Raw genomic sequence first — 17,788 nt, 5'->3', positions numbered from 1 at the left:
AGGCCGCCCCGGTGTGGGGGGTGTCTTTGCGGGCCTCGTCCTCACCCCCCCCCGGTGGCCCGGGGGGGGCGGGTGGGTCCCGCCGTCCCGCCGGGGGGGGGGGGGGCGGCCCCCCCCCCCCCCACCCCGCCTCGCCCACCGACCATCCACATCGAGGGAACGCCGTGACCGTCACCGCCACTCGCCCGACGCGCGCCGAATCGCCGCCGGAGCGGCCCATCCGAGTGCTCTCGTTCTCGCAGCGGCTCAGCCGCTGGGACGTGAGGATCTCGCCCTACCTCTACATCTCGCCGTTCTTCCTGCTGTTCGCGATCGTCGGCCTGTTCCCCATCGTCTACACGGGCGTGATCTCTTTCATGGACTGGGATCAGGTGCGCCGCTCGGGAGAGTTCGTCGGCTTCGACCAGTACGCCTGGATCCTCTCCCAGCCGAAGTTCTGGACGGCGCTCGGCAACACCTTCAGCATCTTCCTGCTCTCGAGCGTGCCGCAGCTCGTGCTCGCGCTCTTCATCGCCGCGATGCTCGACCGGCACATCCGCGCCAAGACCTTCTGGCGCATGAGCGCCCTGCTGCCCTACGTCGTCGCGCCCGTCGCGGTCGGGCTCATCTTCAACGCCCTGTTCGCCGACAAGTCCGGCGCGATCAACGGCTTCCTCACCGCCGTCGGCATCGGCGCCATCCCCTGGCACGTCGAGCCGTTCTGGAGCCATGTCGCGATCGCGACGATGGTCAACTACCGGTGGACGGGCTACAACGCCCTCATCCTGCTCGCCGCCATGCAGGCCATCCCGCGCGACTACTACGAGGCGGCAACGGTCGACGGCGCCGGCGCCTTCCGGCAGTTCCTGAGCATCACGCTGCCGTCGCTCAAGCCGACGCTCATCTTCGTCGTCATCACCTCGACGATCGGCGGCTTGCAGATCTTCGACGAGCCCCGCATGTTCGACCAGTTCGGCCGCGGCGGCTCGGCGCAGCAGTGGCTCACGATCACCCTCTACCTGTACGACATCGGGTGGGGCGAGTGGAACTTCGGCCGCGCCGCCGCCATGGCGTGGATCCTGTTCCTCATCATCCTGGCCATCGGCCTCATCAACCTGCTCGTCACCCGCTCGCTCGTGCGCGACGAGGGCTCGCGCGGGGCGCCCGTCTCGCGCCGCGAACGACGAGCGATCCAGCGAGCCCGTGTCCAGCGCACCCGCACCCAGGCAACGGAGGCCCGCCGATGACCGCCACATCCGCCGTCGTCCTGAAGGACGCGCCGAGGCGCCTGCGGACGACCCGCATCCGCGGCGCACGGCCGGGCCTCTGGGTCTACGCCGGCCTCGCCGTCGTTCTGGTCGCCAGCCTCTTCCCGCTGTACTTCTCGTTCCTCATCGGGTCCGGCGACTCGTCGACCCTGCGCGATCCCGCACGCTCGTGGATCCCCGGCGGGAACTTCATCGCGAACGCGCTCAGCGTCGTGAACGACCCCGCCGTGAACTTCTGGCTCGCCCTGTGGAACTCGGTGTGGAGCTCGACCGTCATCGCGGTGAGCGTCGTCGTGTTCTCCACCCTCGCCGGGTGGGCGTTCGCGAAGCTGCGCTTCCGCGGCGGAAAGGTGCTGCTCTCCTTCGTCGTGGCGACGATGGCGGTGCCGCAGCAGCTCGGCGTCGTGCCGCTCTACATCCTGTTCGGCGAGATCGGATGGACCGGGCAGATCGGCGCGATCATCGTCCCGGCCCTGACGAGCGCGTTCGGGGTGTTCTGGATGACGCAGTACCTGCAGCAGGCCGTCCCCGACGAGCTCATCGAGGCCGCGCGGATGGACGGGGCGTCCATGATCCGCACGTTCTGGACGGTCGGGGTCACGGCTGCGCGCCCTGCCGCGGCGATGCTGTTCCTGTTCACCTTCGTGACGGCGTGGAACAACTTCTTCTGGCCGTTCATCGTGCTCGACCGGCAGAACCCGACCCTGCCCGTCGCCCTGTCGCTGCTGCAGTCGAACTACTTCGTCGACTACTCGATCGTGCTCGCCGGCGTCGTGCTGGCGACCCTTCCCCTGCTGCTGCTCTTCGCCGTGGCCGGCAAGCAGCTCGTGAGCGGCATCATGGCCGGGGCGGTGAAGGGATGACCGCGCGCGCCTTCCCCGACGGATTCCTCTTCGGCGCCGCGACGGCCGCGTACCAGATCGAGGGCGCCGCCTTCGAGGACGGCCGCACCGCGTCGATCTGGGATGCCTTCGCGCGCGTCCCCGGCGCCGTCATCGACGGCGACACGGGCGACGTGGCGTGCGATCACTATCACCGGTACGCCGACGACGTCGCGCTCATGAAGGGGCTCGGGATCCAGACGTACCGCTTCTCGACCTCGTGGTCGCGGGTGCGGCCCGACGGCGGCGCCGTCAACCGGAAGGGCATCGACTTCTACAGCCGGCTCGTCGACGAGCTGCTCGATGCGGGCATCCTGCCGTGGCTGACGCTGTACCACTGGGACCTGCCGCAGGCGCTCGAGGAGAAGGGCGGATGGACCTCGCGCGACACCGTGGAGCGCTTCGTCGAGTACGCCGGCACGATGCACGACGCCCTCGGTGACCGGGTGACGCAGTGGACGACGCTCAACGAGCCGTGGTGCTCGTCGTTCCTCTCCTACACCGCCGGCGCCCACGCGCCGGGTCGGCAGAGCGTGCGCGATGGCCTCCTCGCCGCGCATCACCTGCTGCTCGCGCACGGCAGCGCCGTGCAGGAGCTGCGCGGGCGGGGAGCGCAGGAGCTCGGGCTCACGCTGAACCTCACGAACGCCGAGGCGGTCGACCCCGACGACTCCGCCGACGTCGACGCCGCGCGGCGCATCGACGGCCAGTTCAACCGGTGGTTCCTCGATCCCGTGTTCCGCGCGACGTACCCCGGCGACATCGTGGAGGACATCCGCGCCGTCGACGCCGAAGCGGTCGCCGCGTTCGAAGGCGCGGTGCGCGACGGCGATCTCGCGACGATCTCCACGCCGCTGGAGTTCCTCGGTGTGAACTACTACCACGGCGAGTACGTCTCGGGCCGGCCGTCCCCCGTCCCCGTTCCGGGCGGGGACGCCCCCACCGACCGCGTCATCCTCTCGCCGTACCCTTCGCACGATGCCATCCACTGGCACGAGCGCGGGCTCGAGCGGACGAACATGGGGTGGGAGATCGAGCCGGCGGGGCTCACGCGTCTGCTGCGGCGCGTCGCCGACGAGTACGCCGGAGCGACGCCGCTGTACGTCACGGAGAACGGCGCGGCGGGTGACGACGCGCTCGTGGACGGCGCGGTCGCCGACGCCCAGCGCGTGGCGTTCGTGCGCGACCACATCGCGGCCATCCGCGACGCCCTCGACGAGGGGGTCGACGTGCGCGGCTACTTCTACTGGTCTCTGCTCGACAATTACGAGTGGGCGTGGGGCTATGCGAAGCGGTTCGGGATCGTGCACGTCGACTATGCGACGCAGCGGCGCACCGTGAAGGAGTCGGGAAGGGCGTACGCGCAGATCATCGCGGCGCGGGCGGTCTGAGCGGACCGGGGTGTCCGGCTCGGGTGTTGCCGCGTTTCGGGGCGACGGGGGTGGGTTTCGTCGCGTTTCGGGGCGGTAGTGGTGGGGGTTGAGGTCGGTGGCTCGGGGTATTGCCCCGTTTCGGGGCGACGGGGGTGGGTTTCGCCGCGTTTCGGGGCGGTAGTGGTGGGGGTTGAGGTCGGTGGCTCGGGGTGCTGCCGCGTTTCGCGGCGACTGGGGCGGGTTTCGCCGCGTTTCGCGGCGACGCTGGTGCAGGTCGAGGTCGAGGTCGAGGTCGGTGCGTGGCGACACCAGCGCGGGTGCGGCCCCGCCCCGCCCCGCCGCGGCGATCGCGCCACACCGCGCAGCGGGATGCGAGATGATGTCGGCACGAGGAGAAGGAGCCTGCCGATGAGCGCGGATGCCGTCGCGGGGCGAAGCCCGGCAACGCTGGAGCAGGTCGCCGCGCGCGCAGGCGTGTCGCGGTCGACCGTGTCGCGCGTCGTCAACGGCGGCGACCGGGTGAGCCCCGAGGCACTCGAGTCCGTGCAGCGGGCGATCGCCGAGCTGCGCTACGTGCCCAACCGCGCCGCCCGCTCGCTCGCGAGCCGGCAGACGCAGGCGATCGCGCTCGTCGTGCCGGAGGACACCACGCGGTTCTTCGGCGATCCGTTCTTCGCGGCGATCGTGACGGGCATCAACCGTCGGCTGTCGCGATCCGACCACATGCTGAACCTCATCATCGCGTCGGATGATCCGGGCGACAAGGCGTCGACGTTCCTCGCGGGCGGCAACGTCGACGGTGCGCTCGTCGTCTCGCATCACACGAGCGACACCTACATCGACCGCATCTCGGCGTCGGTGCCGGTGGTCTTCGGCGGTCGGCCGGCGCGTGAGCGCGTCGACGACTACTTCGTCGACGTCGACAACGTCGCCGCAGGGCGCGTCGCGACCGAGTACCTCCTGAGCCGCGGGCACCGCCGCATCGGCACCATCACGGGGCCGCCCGACATGCCCGCGGGCGTCGACCGTCTGACGGGATTCCGCGATGCGCTCGCCGAGGCGGGCATCGCACCGGGGCCTGTGGCCGACGGCGACTTCACGTCGGTGGGCGGAGCCGCCGCCATGCGCCGCATCGTCGCGCGCGTGGAGGCGGGGGAGGAGCCCTGGCCCGATGCGCTGTTCGTGGCGAGCGACCTGATGGCACGCGGCGCCCTCGAGGTCCTCGCGCGCACGGGGCGGCGGGTGCCTCACGACCTCGCGATCATCGGCTTCGACGACTCGCCCGTCGCGACGAGCGTGTCGCCCCCGCTCACGACCATCCGCCAGCCCTCGCTCGAGCAGGGGGAGGCGATGGCGGACGTCCTGCTCGCGCGCCTCGCCGGGCGCACGCCGCCGCGCGTGACGATCCTCCCCGCAGAGCTCGTGGTGCGCGACAGCGCGTAGCGGATGTCCGTGGCTGCGGGCATCCTGTCGGCATGGCCATCGAGGTGCGGGCGGCGACGGATTTCGCCGATGTGACGGCGCTGGTCGGCCCCAGACGGCCGGACGCCAACGTGTGCTGGTGCCTCAGCCACCGGCTGCCGGCGTCCCGCAACACGGCGCTGCGCGGGCCAGAGCGCGCGGCACTCGTCGAGGCGATGTGCCGATCGGCGATCCCGCCCGGTGTGCTCGCGTACGACGGCGTCGAGCCGGTCGGATGGGCCGGCGTCGCGCCGCGCGCCGACACGCAGTTCGCCCGCAGTCGCACGATCCCGCGGGTCGACGGCCCCGATCCGTGGGCGGTGTGGTGCCTAAGGGTGCGTCCGGGGTTCCGCGGCAGGGGCATCCTTCGCCCCCTGCTGGATGGAGCGGTCGCGTTCGCGCGGGAGCGCGGAGCCGAGGCGGTCGAGGGCTACCCCGTCGACAATCGCGGCGCGAAGGTCGACCTCACGATGGCGTTCGTCGGCTTCCGGTCGCTGTTCGAGGAGGCGGGATTCGTGAAGGTCTCCGACACGTCGTCGGTGTCGGGCGGCATCCCGCGCGTGCTGATGCGGCGCGAGCTCTGATCAGGCGGCGACCTCGGCACGCAGCAGGTTGAGCCACGGGTCGTCGAACTCGAGGGTGCGCCCGTCGTCGCGCACGGGCGTCCCGAAGTGGTCGAGCCGCTCCCTGAGGGCGCCCAGGGCGTCGGCGTCGGGCAGCGCGAGGTCGACGCGGCCCAGGCCGAGCGCGGGCATCCGCGGGCCGGCGCCGCGTGAGTTCCAGACGTTCATCGCCATGTGATGGTGGTACCCGCCCGCGCTCACGAACAGTGCCTGACCGCCGAGCGCGGCCGTCTGGTCGAAGCCGAGGCGGTCGACGTAGAAGGCTCGCGCGGTCGCGGTATCGCCGACGGAGAGGTGCACATGGCCGACGACGGCCGCCGCGTCACGGCCGGCATCCTCGTCGTCCGCGAGGTGGTCGTGCAGGAACGCGTTCGGGTCGAGGAAGAGCGATGCCATCTCGATCTGGCCGTGGGTCCACGACCACTGCGAGCGGGCGCGGTCCCAGTAGAGCTCGACGCCGTTGCCCTCGGGGTCGGTCAGGTAGAAGGCCTGGCTGACGAGGTGGTCGGCGCTGCCCGTGAAGGTGTGCGGGGCGCGCAGGGCGACCGAGTGCAGCGCCGCCGCGAGTGCCGCCTGCGTCTCGAAGAGGATGGCCGTGTGGAAGAGCCCTGCCGCGCCGGGGAGCGCGTGGCGGAGCTCGGGCGCGTGCTCCAGGACGACGACGGCGCGACCGCGGCGGCCCAGGACGACGCGATCGCCGTCGGCCGACAGCACGTGGAGGGTGATGACGTCGCGGTAGAAGCGGGTCATGTCGTCGAGGTCGCCGACGCGCAGCGTGACGGCGCCCATCGAGGTGTCGGGAGCGAGGGTCGGAGCAGTCATGTGAAGTTTCAACGAAACCGATCTCCTATCGATTCCCTGTGAGCGCCGCGCTACCGTGAATCGCATGCCGGTGCTCATCTCGCTCGCCATGCTCGCGTTCTCGGTCGTGACGCTCATCGACATCATCACGCGCGAGGATGGGCAGGTGAAGCACCTGCCGAAGTTCGGCTGGGTGCTCATCGCGATCCTCATCCCGCTGCTGGGAGGGATCCTGTGGTGGGCGATCGGGCGCGAGTACTCCGAGCGCGCTCCGCGGCCGGCGTCCACCGGCTATCCGGCTGCGCCGTTCGTGCCGAAGCCCGTCGACACGCGCACGACCGAGCAGCAGCTCGCCGATCTCGACCGCGAGATCGAGGCGGAGCGCCTGCGCGCCGAGATCGCTCGCCGCAAGCGCGAGCGCGGCGAGGCCTGAGGCTTCCGCCCGTCGCCTCAGCCCGTCGCGACGATCTCGGCCTTGAAGCCTCCCGGGCTCGCGATCCATCCGGCGTAGTGATCGGGGCCGCCCGCGTGCGGATAGCGCTCCGAGTACAGCGGGGTCCACCCGTGCGCGGTGGCCGCGGCGATCACGCCGTCGACGTCGTCCGTCGTGCCGCCCTCGAAGGCGAGGTGGTTGAGGCCCGGCCGCCGGCGGTCGTGCACGTGCCCCACGAGGTTGGGCGACTCCGTGAAGGTGAGGTATGCCCCGTCGGCGGCGAACGTGAAGCCGCCCTCCCACGTGCTGTCGAGCGACCATCCGAGGCGCTCGAGCAGCCACCCCCACTCCTCGCGGGCGGTCTCCGCGTCCGCCACCCAGATCTCGACGTGATGCAGGCCGGCCATGACGCCATCCAAGCACGCGGGCGCGACACTGGACAGGTGGACACCGACCGCTACGAGTTCTCACCCGACCCGGCGCGCATCGACGGCGACTGGGTGCACACGACCCTGCGCGACCACGCCTACTGGGCGGAGGGGCGTTCGCGAGCCGATCAGGACGCCGCGAACGCCGCGTCCCGCTGCTTCGGCGTCTACCGCCGCGCGGACGACGGCCAGGTCGCGTTCGCACGCGTCATCACGGACGGCGTCACGTTCGGATGGCTCGCCGACGTCGTCGTCTCGCCGGAGGTCAGGGGGCAGGGCATCGGGAAGGCCCTCGTCGCGGCGATCGCCGCCCAGCTCGACGCCCTCGGCGTGCGACGCTCGCTGCTCATCACGCGGGACGCGCACGCGCTCTACTCCCGAAACGGCTGGGCGCCGGTGGAACCCCCGGAGAACTGGATGCTGCGTCCCCGGGGTTGAACGGTCTCGTCCCGCCCCGGCCCGTCAGCCGAACAGCAGCGGCGCGCCCCACACCCCGAACCACGTGACGGCCGTCGACAGCAGCACGACGCCGGCCGTCGCCGCGATGCCGGCGAGAGGAACGCCGCCGCCGGCGAGCCGCTGGCCGCGGAGGGCGACGGATGGCCCGCCCGGCGTCGCGCGGTCGTCGCGGTACCGCTCGGTGCGCGCCGCGAACCGGCGGTGCAGCTCCTCCGCGAGCACGAGCACGGCCGCCATCGTGTCGGGGCGGTCGAACCGCGTGCGGTGCGGCAGGTAGACGAAGAGCCGGTCGCCCGACAGCTCGATCTCCGCGGACGAGCCGAGATCGAGCACCCGTGCCATGAGATCGGGCGTGAAGATGTAGAGCGCGTCCTCCTGATACCCCTCCGGCGCGAACAGGAGGAAGCGCTTCGCGAATCCCCCTTCGAGCTCGAGCCGGGCGTTCCCGAGACCGAACCCGAGCGACGGGATGATGCTGCGCCCGCGGTTGCGCAGCACGATGTTCGGCACGCGGCGCGGCAGGGGCAGCTCGACGAAGGCGAACGGGCGCTGCACCGTCGCCGCCTCGTCGCGTCCGCGAGGCAGCGAGAAGTGACGCCCGAGCTCGAACGGCAGCCGCGGGTCGTCGCTCGCCACCACGGCGCGCTCGCGCCCCCGCAGGACGCGGGTGAACGCCGAGCCCGGACGGCGCGTGTGCTCGAGCACGTCGGCGTACGCCCATCCGTTCGCCCACGCGAAGGAGGCGAGCTTCACGCGCCGGCCGAGCTCCGTCGCCCACCAGATGAACGCCCACGCGCCGAGCGCGGCGTAGCCCACGACGACGACCGCGATGACGGGAGCCTGCGCGAGGAGCCCCGAGACGGACGCCGCCCACACGCCGGCTGCGACGGCGACGGTCGCGGCGGCCATCCCCGTCGCGACGGCCGCCAGGCGGCGGTACCAGGGGATGCCGCACAGCCGCTCGTAGGCGCCGATGTCGCGGAGCCCCGCCGGCCGGCGGAGCGGGTCGAGGTCGACCGCTACCGCGTCCACGCCAGGGTCGCCCACGGTCCCTCGCGCTTCTCCGAGAGCGCCGCACCGAGGTCGAGCGCCGTCGAGCTGCCGAGCTTCTCGAACGTCTTGTCGGTGAGGTTGCCGTCGCTCCAGTGCATGACGCGGCCGACGGTGTAGCTCAGGCCGAACTCCGCCCACGACCCGAACGCGGGCCGCGCCGCGTCGTTGACACGGCGGATGATCGTGCGCGCCTCGTCGACGTCGCCGTACCCCATGTGCACGCCCCACGTCGTGAGGGCGACGGCCTGGCCGAACGCGTAGCCGTCGAAGGAGGTCGCGATGACATCGGCGGGCACGGCGCCCTTGCCCGCGGTCTTGCGGGTCTCGTGCTCGATCGACTCGACCGCGGCCACGAAGGTCTTCGCCGTGCGCTTGTCGCCGCCGGCCTCGATGATGCCGGCCACCCACTCCTTCGCCCGGGGCGGGCGCCCGAGCGACCGGGCGAGCTCGGCGCGCACGCCGAGCAGGCTCACCCACAGGTCGCGCCGGCGCCGGTCTCCGACGAGCCGCTCGATGTTCGCGAGCCAGTCGTCGCGCGAGTGGATGCCCCACTGGTCGACGAGCTGCTTCCGCTCGCGGTCGGTGAGCCCCGACGCCGTGGGGTCGTTCCAGGGGCCGGAGGGAAGGTTGTGGATCTGCAGGAACCCCAGCGCGATCTCGTTCGCCTCGGCTCCCGTCGTCGGGTACGTGTCCGACGGCTTCACCTTCGCGTCAGGCAGCAGCCACAGCACGACGACGATGAGCACGATGACGCCGATCACGGCCCAGGTCCACCACTGGCCGGCGAGCCAGCCGATGATCGAGCCGAGATCGTTGACATCCACGCGGGCAGAGCGCAGCATGAGGTCCCCTCTGAGAATTGAACGAATGTTCAGTGATTAATGTATAGCGGACCGCCCGCCCGAGGAGAAGGAGGCTGCGGATGGCGCGCTCGGATGAGCAGAACCGCCTCGCGCGCGAGCGCGCGAGAGAGGCGCTCCTCGACGCGGCGACGCACCTCTTCGCGGAGCGCGGCGTGCACGGTGCGACCGTGGCCGACATCACGCGGAGCGCCGGTGTCGCGCAGGGCCTCGTCAACTACCACTTCGGCAGCAAGGACCGCCTCGTCGCGGAGCTCGTGGATCGCTGGTTCTCGCTCATGGTGTCGTTCCCCGAGGCACGTCCCGGGACGGCCGACGACAGGCTTCGCGGCATCGTCGACAGCTCGCTGCAGGCTGCGGCGGAGAACATGACGCTGCACCGCGCCGTCCTCGCGATGCAGCAGGACCCGACGCAGCGGCCGTTCTTCGTCGAGGCGGCCGAGCGCAACGCCGCCGCCGTCACGGCAGCGGAGGACGCGGTGCGGGAGATCTTCCGCGAGCGGGGGGCGGCCGATCCCGCCCTCGAGGAGGTCATGCTGCGCACGACGCTCGAGGGCGTCGTCGTGAAGTCGGCGACGGGTGGCGACGCGTTCCCGATCGCCGCCGCCCGCCGCTGGGTGCTCGCGCGCTACGGCCTGGACGGCTGACGCGCGCGCTCAGCGAGGAGGATCACTCCTGAGGGTCGCCGCCGATCTGGCCGACCGCGGGGATGGGCCCGCCGTCGTCCGCGCCCGTCCTGCGGGCACGGGCGATGAGGTTGCCGACGTGGTAGATGACGAGCGCGGCGACCGTGCCGAGCACGATCCCGCCGAACGCGAAGTCGCCCAGCTGCATCGAGAACCCGGCGATGCCGATCACGAGCGCGACGGCCGCCGTGTACTGGTTGACGGGGCGCGAGAAGTCGACGCGGTTGTCGACCCAGATCTTGATGCCGATGATGCCGATGAGGCCGTACAGCGCGGTCGTGGCGCCGCCCAGCACGCCGGCGGGGATGGAGTTGAACACCTCGCCCACCTTGGGCGAGAACGCGAGCAGGATGGCGACGAGCCCCGCCACCCAGTACACGGCCGTCGAGTAGACGCGCGTCGCGGCCATGACGCCGATGTTCTCGCCGTAGGTCGTCGTCCCCGAGCCGCCGAAGCCGCCGGCGAGGGTCGTGGCGACGCCGTCGGCGATGAGCGCGCGGCCCGTGTGGCGGTTGACCGAGGCGTCGGTCATCGTCGCCACGCCGCGCACGTGTCCGACGTTCTCGGCGACGAGCACGAGCACGACGGGCAGGAACATCGCGATCGTCGTCCACGTGCCGGGCGAGACGAAGTCGGGCAGGTGGAACTCGGGCAGCCCGATCCACGGCGCCTCCGCGATGAGCTCGGAGGGCGTCCGGCCGCCGCGCAGCGCGTTCGGCACGTCGAACGAGCCCGTGACCGCGGCGTAGACGTACCCCACGACGACGCCGAGGAAGATCGAGATGCGCCCGAGGAAGCCGCGGAACAGCACCGCGAAGAGGATGATCGCGACGAGCGTGATGGTCGCGGTGACGGGGTCGGCCTGGAAGTTGCCCCATGCCGTCGGCGCGAGGTTGAAGCCGATGAGCGCGACGATCGCCCCTGCCACGACGGGCGGCATGAGCGCGTCGACCCAGCCGAGGCCGGCGACCTGCACGACGACGCCGACGAGGGCGAGGAGGAGGCCGACGGCGACGACGCCGGCGAGGGCCGAGCCCGTGCCGCCCGCGGCGACGGCGGCCGTGATGGGCGCGATGAACGCGAACGACGAGCCCAGGTAGCTCGGCAGCTGGTTCTTCGTGATGAGCAGGAAGACGAGCGTGCCGAGACCGCTGAAGAGCAGCGTCGTCGACACGGGGAAGCCCGTGAGCGTCGGTACGAGGAACGTCGCCCCGAACATCGCGACGACGTGCTGCACGCCCATCGCGACGGTCGCCGGCCATCCGAGCCGTTCGGTCGGTCCGACGACGGCGCCGGGGGCGACGGTGCGGCCGTCGCCGTGCACGGTCCACAGAGGCATGGGGTCTCCTTCGGGTGGGCGCCGGGTCGGCGCGGGCGGATGAGGCGGGGCGCGGGCGGATGGTGCGGGGCGCGGGTGCACGGGCCGGATGGCCTCGGGACACGCTAGCGCGTCCCGCGTTGCCGGGGTATGACGCGACCGCGGGACCGCGCCGGCGGGACCGCGGGGTGCACGAGACGCCGGGCCGCGTGGGACGCCAGGCCGCGGGGGCGCCAGGCCGCGGGGCGCCAGGCCCGCGGGGCACGCCGGGCCGCGGGACGGCTCAGGCCGTCACGGCGCCGTCAGGCGGTCAGCCGCTCGAGGAGCTCGCGGTACCGCGCCACGGTGCGCTCGACGATCTCGGCGGGGAGAGCCGGGGGCTCGCCCTGCTTGTCCCAGTGCGCCGCGAGCCAGTCGCGGACGATCTGCTTGTCGAAGCTCGCCATGCGCTCGGCCGGGGTCGCGCCGGTCTGCCAGGCCTCGGCATCCCAGTAGCGCGACGAATCGCTCGTCAGCACCTCGTCGGCGAGGCGCAGCACGTCGTCGTCGTCGACGCCGAACTCGAACTTCGTGTCGGCGAGGATGAGCCCCTTCGCCTCGGCCGTCGCCGCCGCGCGCCGGTAGATCTCGAGGGAGCGGTCGCGCAGCTGAGCCGCGCGGTCGGCGCCGACGAGGTCGATCGTCTGCGCGTACGTGATGTTCTCGTCGTGCTCGCCGAGCGGCGCCTTGTACGCGGGGGTGTAGATCGGCTCGGGGAGGCGGTCGCCGTTGCGCAGGCCGGCGGGCAGCGAGATGCCGCACACCGTGCCGTGCTCGACGTACTCGGACCATCCCGACCCCGTCAGGTAGCCCCGCACGACGCACTCGACGGGCAGCATGTCGAGCGAGCGCACGATCATGGCGCGCCCCTCGACCTGCCCCGGGAGAGGCTCGTCCGCGAGGTGGTTCGGCACGGCCTCGCCGCCGTCGGCGCCCGCGAGCTGGTCGAACCACCACAGGCTGAGGGTCGTGAGCAGCTCGCCCTTGCCGGGGATGCCGGGGGAGAGCACGACGTCGAACGCGCTCACCCGGTCGCTCGCCACGACGAGCATGCGCGAGGCCTCCGCGCCGTCGGGGGTCTCGGCCGGCACGTACAGGTCGCGGACCTTGCCGGAGTAGACGTGCTTCCAGCCGGGGATGTCGAGGGCGTCGCTCACCCGACCATCATCTCAGGCATGTCGGTAGTCTGGCGGCATGGACGCCCGCAGCGCTCGCCACCGGTCCACCGCCCGTCGCGGCATCGCCGCCGTCGCGCTCGCGACCGCCTCGGGGCTCGCGCTCGCCGCGTGCACGGGAGGCGGAGACAGCGGCACGACGGCTGACGGGGGACAGGGCTTCCCCGATGACGGGTGCACCCACGTCACGATCGCCACGTCGTCCGAGAAGGTCAACATGCTCGACGCGCTCGCCGAGGCGTTCAAGGAGTCGCCGGAGCACGAGGGGCTCGACACGTGCGCCACCGTGCGCCCCATCAACGTCTCGTCGGGCAACGCCGCCCGCTACCTCACCGCGGGCGAGGACTGGCCGACATCCGACGAGTCGCTGTGGCCCACGCTGTGGTCGCCGGCGTCCACGGTGTGGACCGACCGCGTCGCGGCCGCCGCGTCGGCGAACCTCGTCGGCGAGCCGGCGTCGTTCACGCGCACGCCGGTCGTGTTCGGCATGCCGCAGCCCATGGCCGAGGCCCTCGGCTGGCCCGACGTGCAGCCCAGCATCAGCGACTTCGCCGAGCTCTGCCAGGACCCCGACGGCTGGGGCAGCGTCGGCAAGGACGTGTGGGGCTCGTTCAAGATCTCGAAGACCAACCCGAACACCTCCACGACCGGCCTGTCGGCCATCCTCATGCAGTCGTACGAGGCGGCGGGCAAGACGGAGGGGCTCACGGCGGCCGACGTCGACGCGGCGGCGGAGTTCTCGCGCGTCTTCGAGGAGTGCGTCATCCACTACGGCGACACGACGGGCAACGTCCTGTCGACCCTGTACGACGAGACGCAGAACGGCGCGAGCGGATCCGGCTACGTCTCGGCGGTCGCCCTCGAGGAGACGTCGCTCCTCAACTACAACCAGGGCAACCCCGACTCGCACACCGTGCAGCCCGGCGAGACCCTCACGCCGCCGAAGACGAAGCTCGTCGCGATCTACCCCGCGGGCGGGTCGATGTGGTCGGACAACCCCGTCACGGTGCTCGGCGCCGACTGGGTCACCGACGAGCAGCGCGTCGCGGGAGAGGCGTTCGCGGCATTCCTGCAGACGTCGGCGGCGCAGGCCATCCTGCCCGAGTACGGGTTCCGCCCGCTCGACGAGTCCGTGCCGCTCGGCGACCTCTTCACGGCCGAGTACGGTGTCGACCCCGCGCTCCCCGCCGTCACGCTGCCGAAGCCCGAGGTCGGGGTCATCTCGACCGCGATCGACCAGTGGACGCAGGTGCGCAAGCCCTCGTCGGTCATGGAGCTCATCGACATCTCCGCCTCGATGGACGAGGAGATCGGCGACGGGCGGTCGCGCCTCGACGGGGCGATCGAAGGCGCGCAGTCGACGCTCGACCATTTCCGCTCCACCGACGAGATCGGCGTGTGGGCCTTCACGACGGGCGTCTCGTCGGAGGCGGGCGAGAACCTCACGGTCATCCGCGACGTCACGGCGCTCGGATCCGACCGTGAGTCGCTCGACTCCTCGCTCGACGATCTGCGGTACGCGCAGCGCAGCGGCACGCCGCTGTACGACTCGATCCTCACCGCCTACGAGGAGATGACGGCCAGGGCGGAGCCCGGCCGCATCAACGCGATCGTCGTCCTCTCCGACGGTGAGGACACCGACTCCACGACCTCGCTCGACTCGCTCATCGCCCGCATCGGCGAGGACGCGACGGAGGGAGGCGACGAGACGCTCGTCCGCATCTTCCCGATCGCGTACAGCGAGGCCGCCGACCAGACGGCGCTGCAGCGCATCGCCGACGCCACGGGCGGGCAGCTCTTCGACGCCTCCGACGCGGAGCGCATCGACCTCGTGTTCGCCTCCGTCATCAACAACTTCTGACGATGAGCGCGGCCGACTACGTCGACGATGCCGTCGCGGGCATCCAGGGCGACGGCGTCTACGTCTCGCCGGACGTGCCGGGTGCGGCCGACTACGAGAGCGCGATGTCGCAGGTCGTGCCGCAGGACGGCTCGATCGCCGTCGTCGTGCTGCCCGCCGACGCGGGCCTCGACGCTCCCTACGCGACGTACCTGCTCGACTCGCTCACCCGCCAGGCGGGCTACGACACGGTCGTCCTGGCGGTGGGATCCGACGTGCAGGCCGACTCCGTCGCGATCGACGGCGACGAGGCGCTGCGCATCGCGAACGAGGCGGAGTCTGCGGCAGGCCCCGACACGCAGACGGCGCTCGTCGAGACGGTGCAGGGCATCGCCGAGGCGCTGCCGGCCGGCGACGGGGGCGGTTCCGGCGGCATCGGATGGCCCGTGCCGGTCATCGGGGGCGTGGTCCTCGTCGCAGCGGCCGTGACCGCGGGCGCGCTGCTCGTGAGACGTCGTCGCCGGTCGTCTGCGACGGCGCGCGGCCAGGTGCCCGCTGCCATCCGCTCGCGCCTCGACCGCCTGCGCGCGCTGCGTGCGGACTACGCGCGGCTCGGAGGGAACCGGGTCGCAGCCGAGACGACCTTCGCGATCGACGGCCTCGTCTCGAACACCGAGCAGCTGTTCGCCCGGCTCGACGCGAAGGCGGGGCGCGATCAGGTCGTGCTGGCGGAGGGGGAGTACGCCGACAAGCTCGCCCGGCTCTCGGCGGCGCTCGAGCGCGACTACCTGCTCGACCTCATCGTGCATCCCGAGCTGTGGGACGACCCCGACCAGCGCATCGCCGAGGTGCGCGACGCCCTCGCCGCCGTGTCGACGCAGATCGTCGACAACATCAAGCAGGTGAACGCCCGCAGGGGGCTCCTCTTCCAGGTGTCGCTGGACTCGCTCGTCGGCCGCGCCGAGCTGCGCGACTGGGAGCGCGAGTTCAAGCGCAGCTCCGGCGAGGGCTGACCCGCCCCGGCCCTCGCGAGCGGCCATCCGGGTGCCGAGAACCCATCCCCTTTCACACATTCGGCTGGCTTCTCGTCCAACGGATATCCGTTGGACGAGAAGCCACCCGAATGCGCTGAATCCGATGTGCGTTCGGCACACGGATGGGGGTTCGGGAACCGCCGTGCGGGGCGTGCCCGCGGAGTCAGCCCTTGATGCCCGAGGACGCGATGCCCTCGATGAACCGCTTCTGCACGATCGCGAACACGATGACGATCGGGACCACCGAGATCAGCGCCCCCGCCATGCTCACTCCATAGGGGATGACTCCCTGGGCCGTGCCGTTGAGCAGCGCCAGCCCCGCGACGAGCGTGCGGTCCTCCGCGGCGTTCGTCATGATCATCGGCCAGATCATGTCGTTCCAGTTGCCGATGAAGTTGAACAGGCCGAGCGTCAGCAGACCCGCCGTCGCGTTCGGCAGGATGATGCTCCAGTAGATGCGGAACTCGCTCGCGCCGTCGATGCGGGCGGCGTTGTCGAGGTCGCGCGGGATCATCACGAAGAACTGCCGCAGCAGGAAGATGCCGGCCACATCCGACGCGCGCGGGATGATGAGCCCCACCATGGTGCCGATGAGCCCCCATTCCGACAGCATCTGGTACAGCGGGATGAGGAGCGCCTGGAACGGCACCATCATGGTCGCGATGAACACGCCCAGCAGCAGCCCGCGACCGCGGAAGTCGATGCACGCGAGCGCATACGCCGCCGCGGAGTCGAGGAGGAGGGAGAGCACGGTCACGCCGATCGACATCACGATCGTGTTCTGCAGCTGATCCCACACGGGGAGCCGGCGGAAGACCTCGGCGAAGTTGTCGAGCGTCCACGCGTCGGGCAGCAGCGTCGGCGGGTAGCTGAGCGTCTCGTTCGACGGCGTGAACGCCGTGATGAGGACGATGAGGATGGGGAACGCGCAGACGAGCGCGGCGAGCAGGCACACGGCGATCGCGAGCAGCTGGCCGGTGCGGTGGCGCAGCGCGCCGACGCCGATCCCGCGCCCGGCCGGAGCCGGGCGCCCTGTGGTGACGAGCGCGGTGGTCATCGCAGATCCTTCTCCTGCCGGGCGTTGATGATGAGCTGGATGACCCCCACCGTCATCGTGATGAGCATGAGGATGAACGACAGCGACGCCGCATAGCCCTGGCGGAAGCCTGTGAAGCCCTCCGTGTAGATGCGGTAGACGAGGGTCTCCGTCATGCGCTGGGGGCCGCCCTGCGTCATGACGTAGATCTGGTCGAACGTCTGGAACGCGCCGTTGGCGGCGAGGATGATGATGTACGTCATGGTGCTGCGCAGCCCCGGCAGCGTCACGTGCAGGAAGCGGCTCCAGGCGTTCGCGCCGTCGATCTTCGCCGCCTCGTACAGCTCGCCGGAGATGCCCTGCAGGCCGGCGATGAAGATGACCATGAAGTAGCCGAAGTTCTTCCAGACGGCGACGAGCACGACCGTGGGCATCGCCCACGTGGTGCTCTGGAGCACATCGGGCAGCTGGATGCCGATGAGCGAGAACCAGTAGGGGATGAGCCCCGTGTTCGGATCGATCAGGAACGTCCACGCCAGGGCCGACACCGCCATGGAGATGATGAACGGCAGGAAGATGATGGTGCGCAGGAAGCTCCGGAACGGCAGGTCCTTGCGGTTGAGCAGGAGGGCGAGCGCGAGCGCCGCGATGATGACGAGCGGCGCGTAGAACACGGCGTAGACGATCGTGTTCCACATCGCGTTGAGCGAGTCGGGGTCGGTGAACGCCTTGACGTAGTTCTCGAGGCCGATGAACTGCGGGATGTTGAGGCCCGACGCGTCCGTGAACGACACGCTGAGCGTCGTGAGGGTCGGGTAGAAGACGAACAGCAGCAGCACGAGGCTGCCGGGGAGCAGGAAGAGGAACGCGCTGAGGTTCCTGCGGCGCGCGATGACGTTGCCGCGGCGGCGGCCGCCGAGCGGGGGCGGCGGCCGGTAGCCGCGGCGCCGGGTGGTCGTCACGGCCTTCGTCTCGAGTGTCGATGCGGACATCCGGAATCCGTTTCTCGGGGCCGGAGCCGCCGTCGGGACGGCGGCTCCG

The 17,788-nt window shown here is 71.3% G+C and carries 18 protein-coding genes; 10 read left to right on the top strand and 8 right to left on the bottom strand.

Annotated elements, in window-relative coordinates:
• Positions 1–164 precede the first annotated feature (164 nt).
• The 5 genes from ACWGPF_RS03865 (at position 165) to ACWGPF_RS03845 (ending at position 5,546) form a co-directional block, all read left to right on the top strand.
• Positions 165–1,226 (top strand): carbohydrate ABC transporter permease, encoded by a 1,062-nt coding sequence (locus tag ACWGPF_RS03865; protein ID WP_452331568.1) that lies wholly within the window; start codon positions 165–167, stop codon positions 1,224–1,226.
• A complete protein-coding gene (locus tag ACWGPF_RS03860; protein ID WP_452331567.1) occupies positions 1,223–2,110 on the top strand; it encodes a carbohydrate ABC transporter permease in 888 nt (295 codons plus the stop codon). The genes ACWGPF_RS03865 and ACWGPF_RS03860 overlap by 4 nt, the downstream gene beginning before the upstream one ends.
• On the top strand, positions 2,107–3,519 hold the full coding sequence (locus ACWGPF_RS03855; protein ID WP_452331566.1) for a GH1 family beta-glucosidase: 1,413 nt from the start codon (positions 2,107–2,109) through the stop codon (positions 3,517–3,519). The genes ACWGPF_RS03860 and ACWGPF_RS03855 overlap by 4 nt, the downstream gene beginning before the upstream one ends.
• A gap of 390 nt (positions 3,520–3,909) precedes the next feature.
• Positions 3,910–4,944 (top strand): LacI family DNA-binding transcriptional regulator, encoded by a 1,035-nt coding sequence (locus tag ACWGPF_RS03850; protein WP_452331565.1) that lies wholly within the window; start codon positions 3,910–3,912, stop codon positions 4,942–4,944.
• A 32-nt stretch (positions 4,945–4,976) separates the two neighbouring features.
• Positions 4,977–5,546: a GNAT family N-acetyltransferase gene (locus ACWGPF_RS03845; RefSeq protein ID WP_452331564.1), complete on the top strand. Its 570-nt coding sequence runs from the start codon at positions 4,977–4,979 to the stop codon at positions 5,544–5,546.
• Here ACWGPF_RS03845 and ACWGPF_RS03840 read toward each other — a convergent pair whose 3' ends face one another.
• Complete coding sequence (locus tag ACWGPF_RS03840) at positions 5,547–6,407, bottom strand: VOC family protein (RefSeq protein WP_452331563.1); 861 nt, start codon at positions 6,405–6,407, stop codon at positions 5,547–5,549.
• Positions 6,408–6,471: 64 nt separating this feature from the next.
• On the opposite strand from ACWGPF_RS03840, the gene ACWGPF_RS03835 reads away from it, so the two are divergent.
• Positions 6,472–6,819, top strand: a complete 348-nt coding sequence (locus tag ACWGPF_RS03835; RefSeq protein ID WP_452331562.1) for a PLDc N-terminal domain-containing protein — start codon at positions 6,472–6,474, stop codon at positions 6,817–6,819.
• A 17-nt stretch (positions 6,820–6,836) separates the two neighbouring features.
• Here ACWGPF_RS03835 and ACWGPF_RS03830 read toward each other — a convergent pair whose 3' ends face one another.
• Complete coding sequence (locus tag ACWGPF_RS03830; RefSeq protein ID WP_452331561.1) at positions 6,837–7,226, bottom strand: VOC family protein; 390 nt, start codon at positions 7,224–7,226, stop codon at positions 6,837–6,839.
• A gap of 36 nt (positions 7,227–7,262) precedes the next feature.
• On the opposite strand from ACWGPF_RS03830, the gene ACWGPF_RS03825 reads away from it, so the two are divergent.
• Entirely contained in the window at positions 7,263–7,685 is a 423-nt protein-coding gene (locus tag ACWGPF_RS03825) for a GNAT family N-acetyltransferase (protein ID WP_452331560.1), read from the top strand.
• 24 nt (positions 7,686–7,709) lie between these two features.
• On the opposite strand, the gene ACWGPF_RS03820 is transcribed toward ACWGPF_RS03825, so the two are convergent.
• Together ACWGPF_RS03820 and ACWGPF_RS03815 are read right to left on the bottom strand one after the other, a co-directional pair.
• Positions 7,710–8,738 (bottom strand): hypothetical protein, encoded by a 1,029-nt coding sequence (locus ACWGPF_RS03820; RefSeq protein WP_452331559.1) that lies wholly within the window; start codon positions 8,736–8,738, stop codon positions 7,710–7,712.
• The gene (locus tag ACWGPF_RS03815; RefSeq protein WP_452331558.1) at positions 8,726–9,601 is read right to left on the bottom strand and encodes a DUF1266 domain-containing protein; all 876 of its coding nucleotides are present in this window, start codon (positions 9,599–9,601) and stop codon (positions 8,726–8,728) included. The genes ACWGPF_RS03820 and ACWGPF_RS03815 overlap by 13 nt, the downstream gene beginning before the upstream one ends.
• Positions 9,602–9,681: 80 nt before the next feature.
• Here ACWGPF_RS03815 and ACWGPF_RS03810 point away from each other — a divergent pair, with 80 nt between their 5' ends.
• Positions 9,682–10,266: a TetR/AcrR family transcriptional regulator gene (locus ACWGPF_RS03810; RefSeq protein WP_452331557.1), complete on the top strand. Its 585-nt coding sequence runs from the start codon at positions 9,682–9,684 to the stop codon at positions 10,264–10,266.
• Positions 10,267–10,288: 22 nt separating this feature from the next.
• Here the strand turns inward: ACWGPF_RS03810 and ACWGPF_RS03805 are convergent, their stop codons facing one another.
• Both ACWGPF_RS03805 and ACWGPF_RS03800 read right to left on the bottom strand, forming a co-directional pair.
• Positions 10,289–11,644 carry a uracil-xanthine permease family protein gene (locus tag ACWGPF_RS03805; protein WP_345437113.1) on the bottom strand — a complete coding sequence of 452 codons (1,356 nt, stop codon included), beginning with the start codon at positions 11,642–11,644 and terminating at the stop codon, positions 10,289–10,291.
• Between the two features lie 281 nt (positions 11,645–11,925).
• On the bottom strand, positions 11,926–12,819 hold the full coding sequence (locus tag ACWGPF_RS03800; RefSeq protein WP_452331556.1) for a phosphoribosylaminoimidazolesuccinocarboxamide synthase: 894 nt from the start codon (positions 12,817–12,819) through the stop codon (positions 11,926–11,928).
• A 37-nt stretch (positions 12,820–12,856) separates the two neighbouring features.
• Between ACWGPF_RS03800 and ACWGPF_RS03795 the strand changes: the two genes are divergently transcribed.
• Together ACWGPF_RS03795 and ACWGPF_RS03790 are read left to right on the top strand one after the other, a co-directional pair.
• Positions 12,857–14,698, top strand: coding sequence for a substrate-binding and vWA domain-containing protein (locus ACWGPF_RS03795; protein ID WP_452331555.1), 1,842 nt, complete (start codon positions 12,857–12,859; stop codon positions 14,696–14,698).
• Positions 14,699–14,700: 2 nt separating this feature from the next.
• On the top strand, positions 14,701–15,690 hold the full coding sequence (locus tag ACWGPF_RS03790; protein WP_452331554.1) for a hypothetical protein: 990 nt from the start codon (positions 14,701–14,703) through the stop codon (positions 15,688–15,690).
• Between the two features lie 184 nt (positions 15,691–15,874).
• Here ACWGPF_RS03790 and ACWGPF_RS03785 read toward each other — a convergent pair whose 3' ends face one another.
• Together ACWGPF_RS03785 and ACWGPF_RS03780 are read right to left on the bottom strand one after the other, a co-directional pair.
• Positions 15,875–16,768, bottom strand: coding sequence for a carbohydrate ABC transporter permease (locus tag ACWGPF_RS03785; protein ID WP_452331553.1), 894 nt, complete (start codon positions 16,766–16,768; stop codon positions 15,875–15,877).
• Complete coding sequence (locus tag ACWGPF_RS03780; protein ID WP_452331552.1) at positions 16,765–17,739, bottom strand: carbohydrate ABC transporter permease; 975 nt, start codon at positions 17,737–17,739, stop codon at positions 16,765–16,767. The genes ACWGPF_RS03785 and ACWGPF_RS03780 overlap by 4 nt, the downstream gene beginning before the upstream one ends.
• Positions 17,740–17,788: the final 49 nt, after the last annotated feature.

It is taken from the genome of Microbacterium sp. NPDC055683 (assembly GCF_053617895.1).
This window is presented reverse-complemented; position numbering and strand designations above follow the sequence as displayed.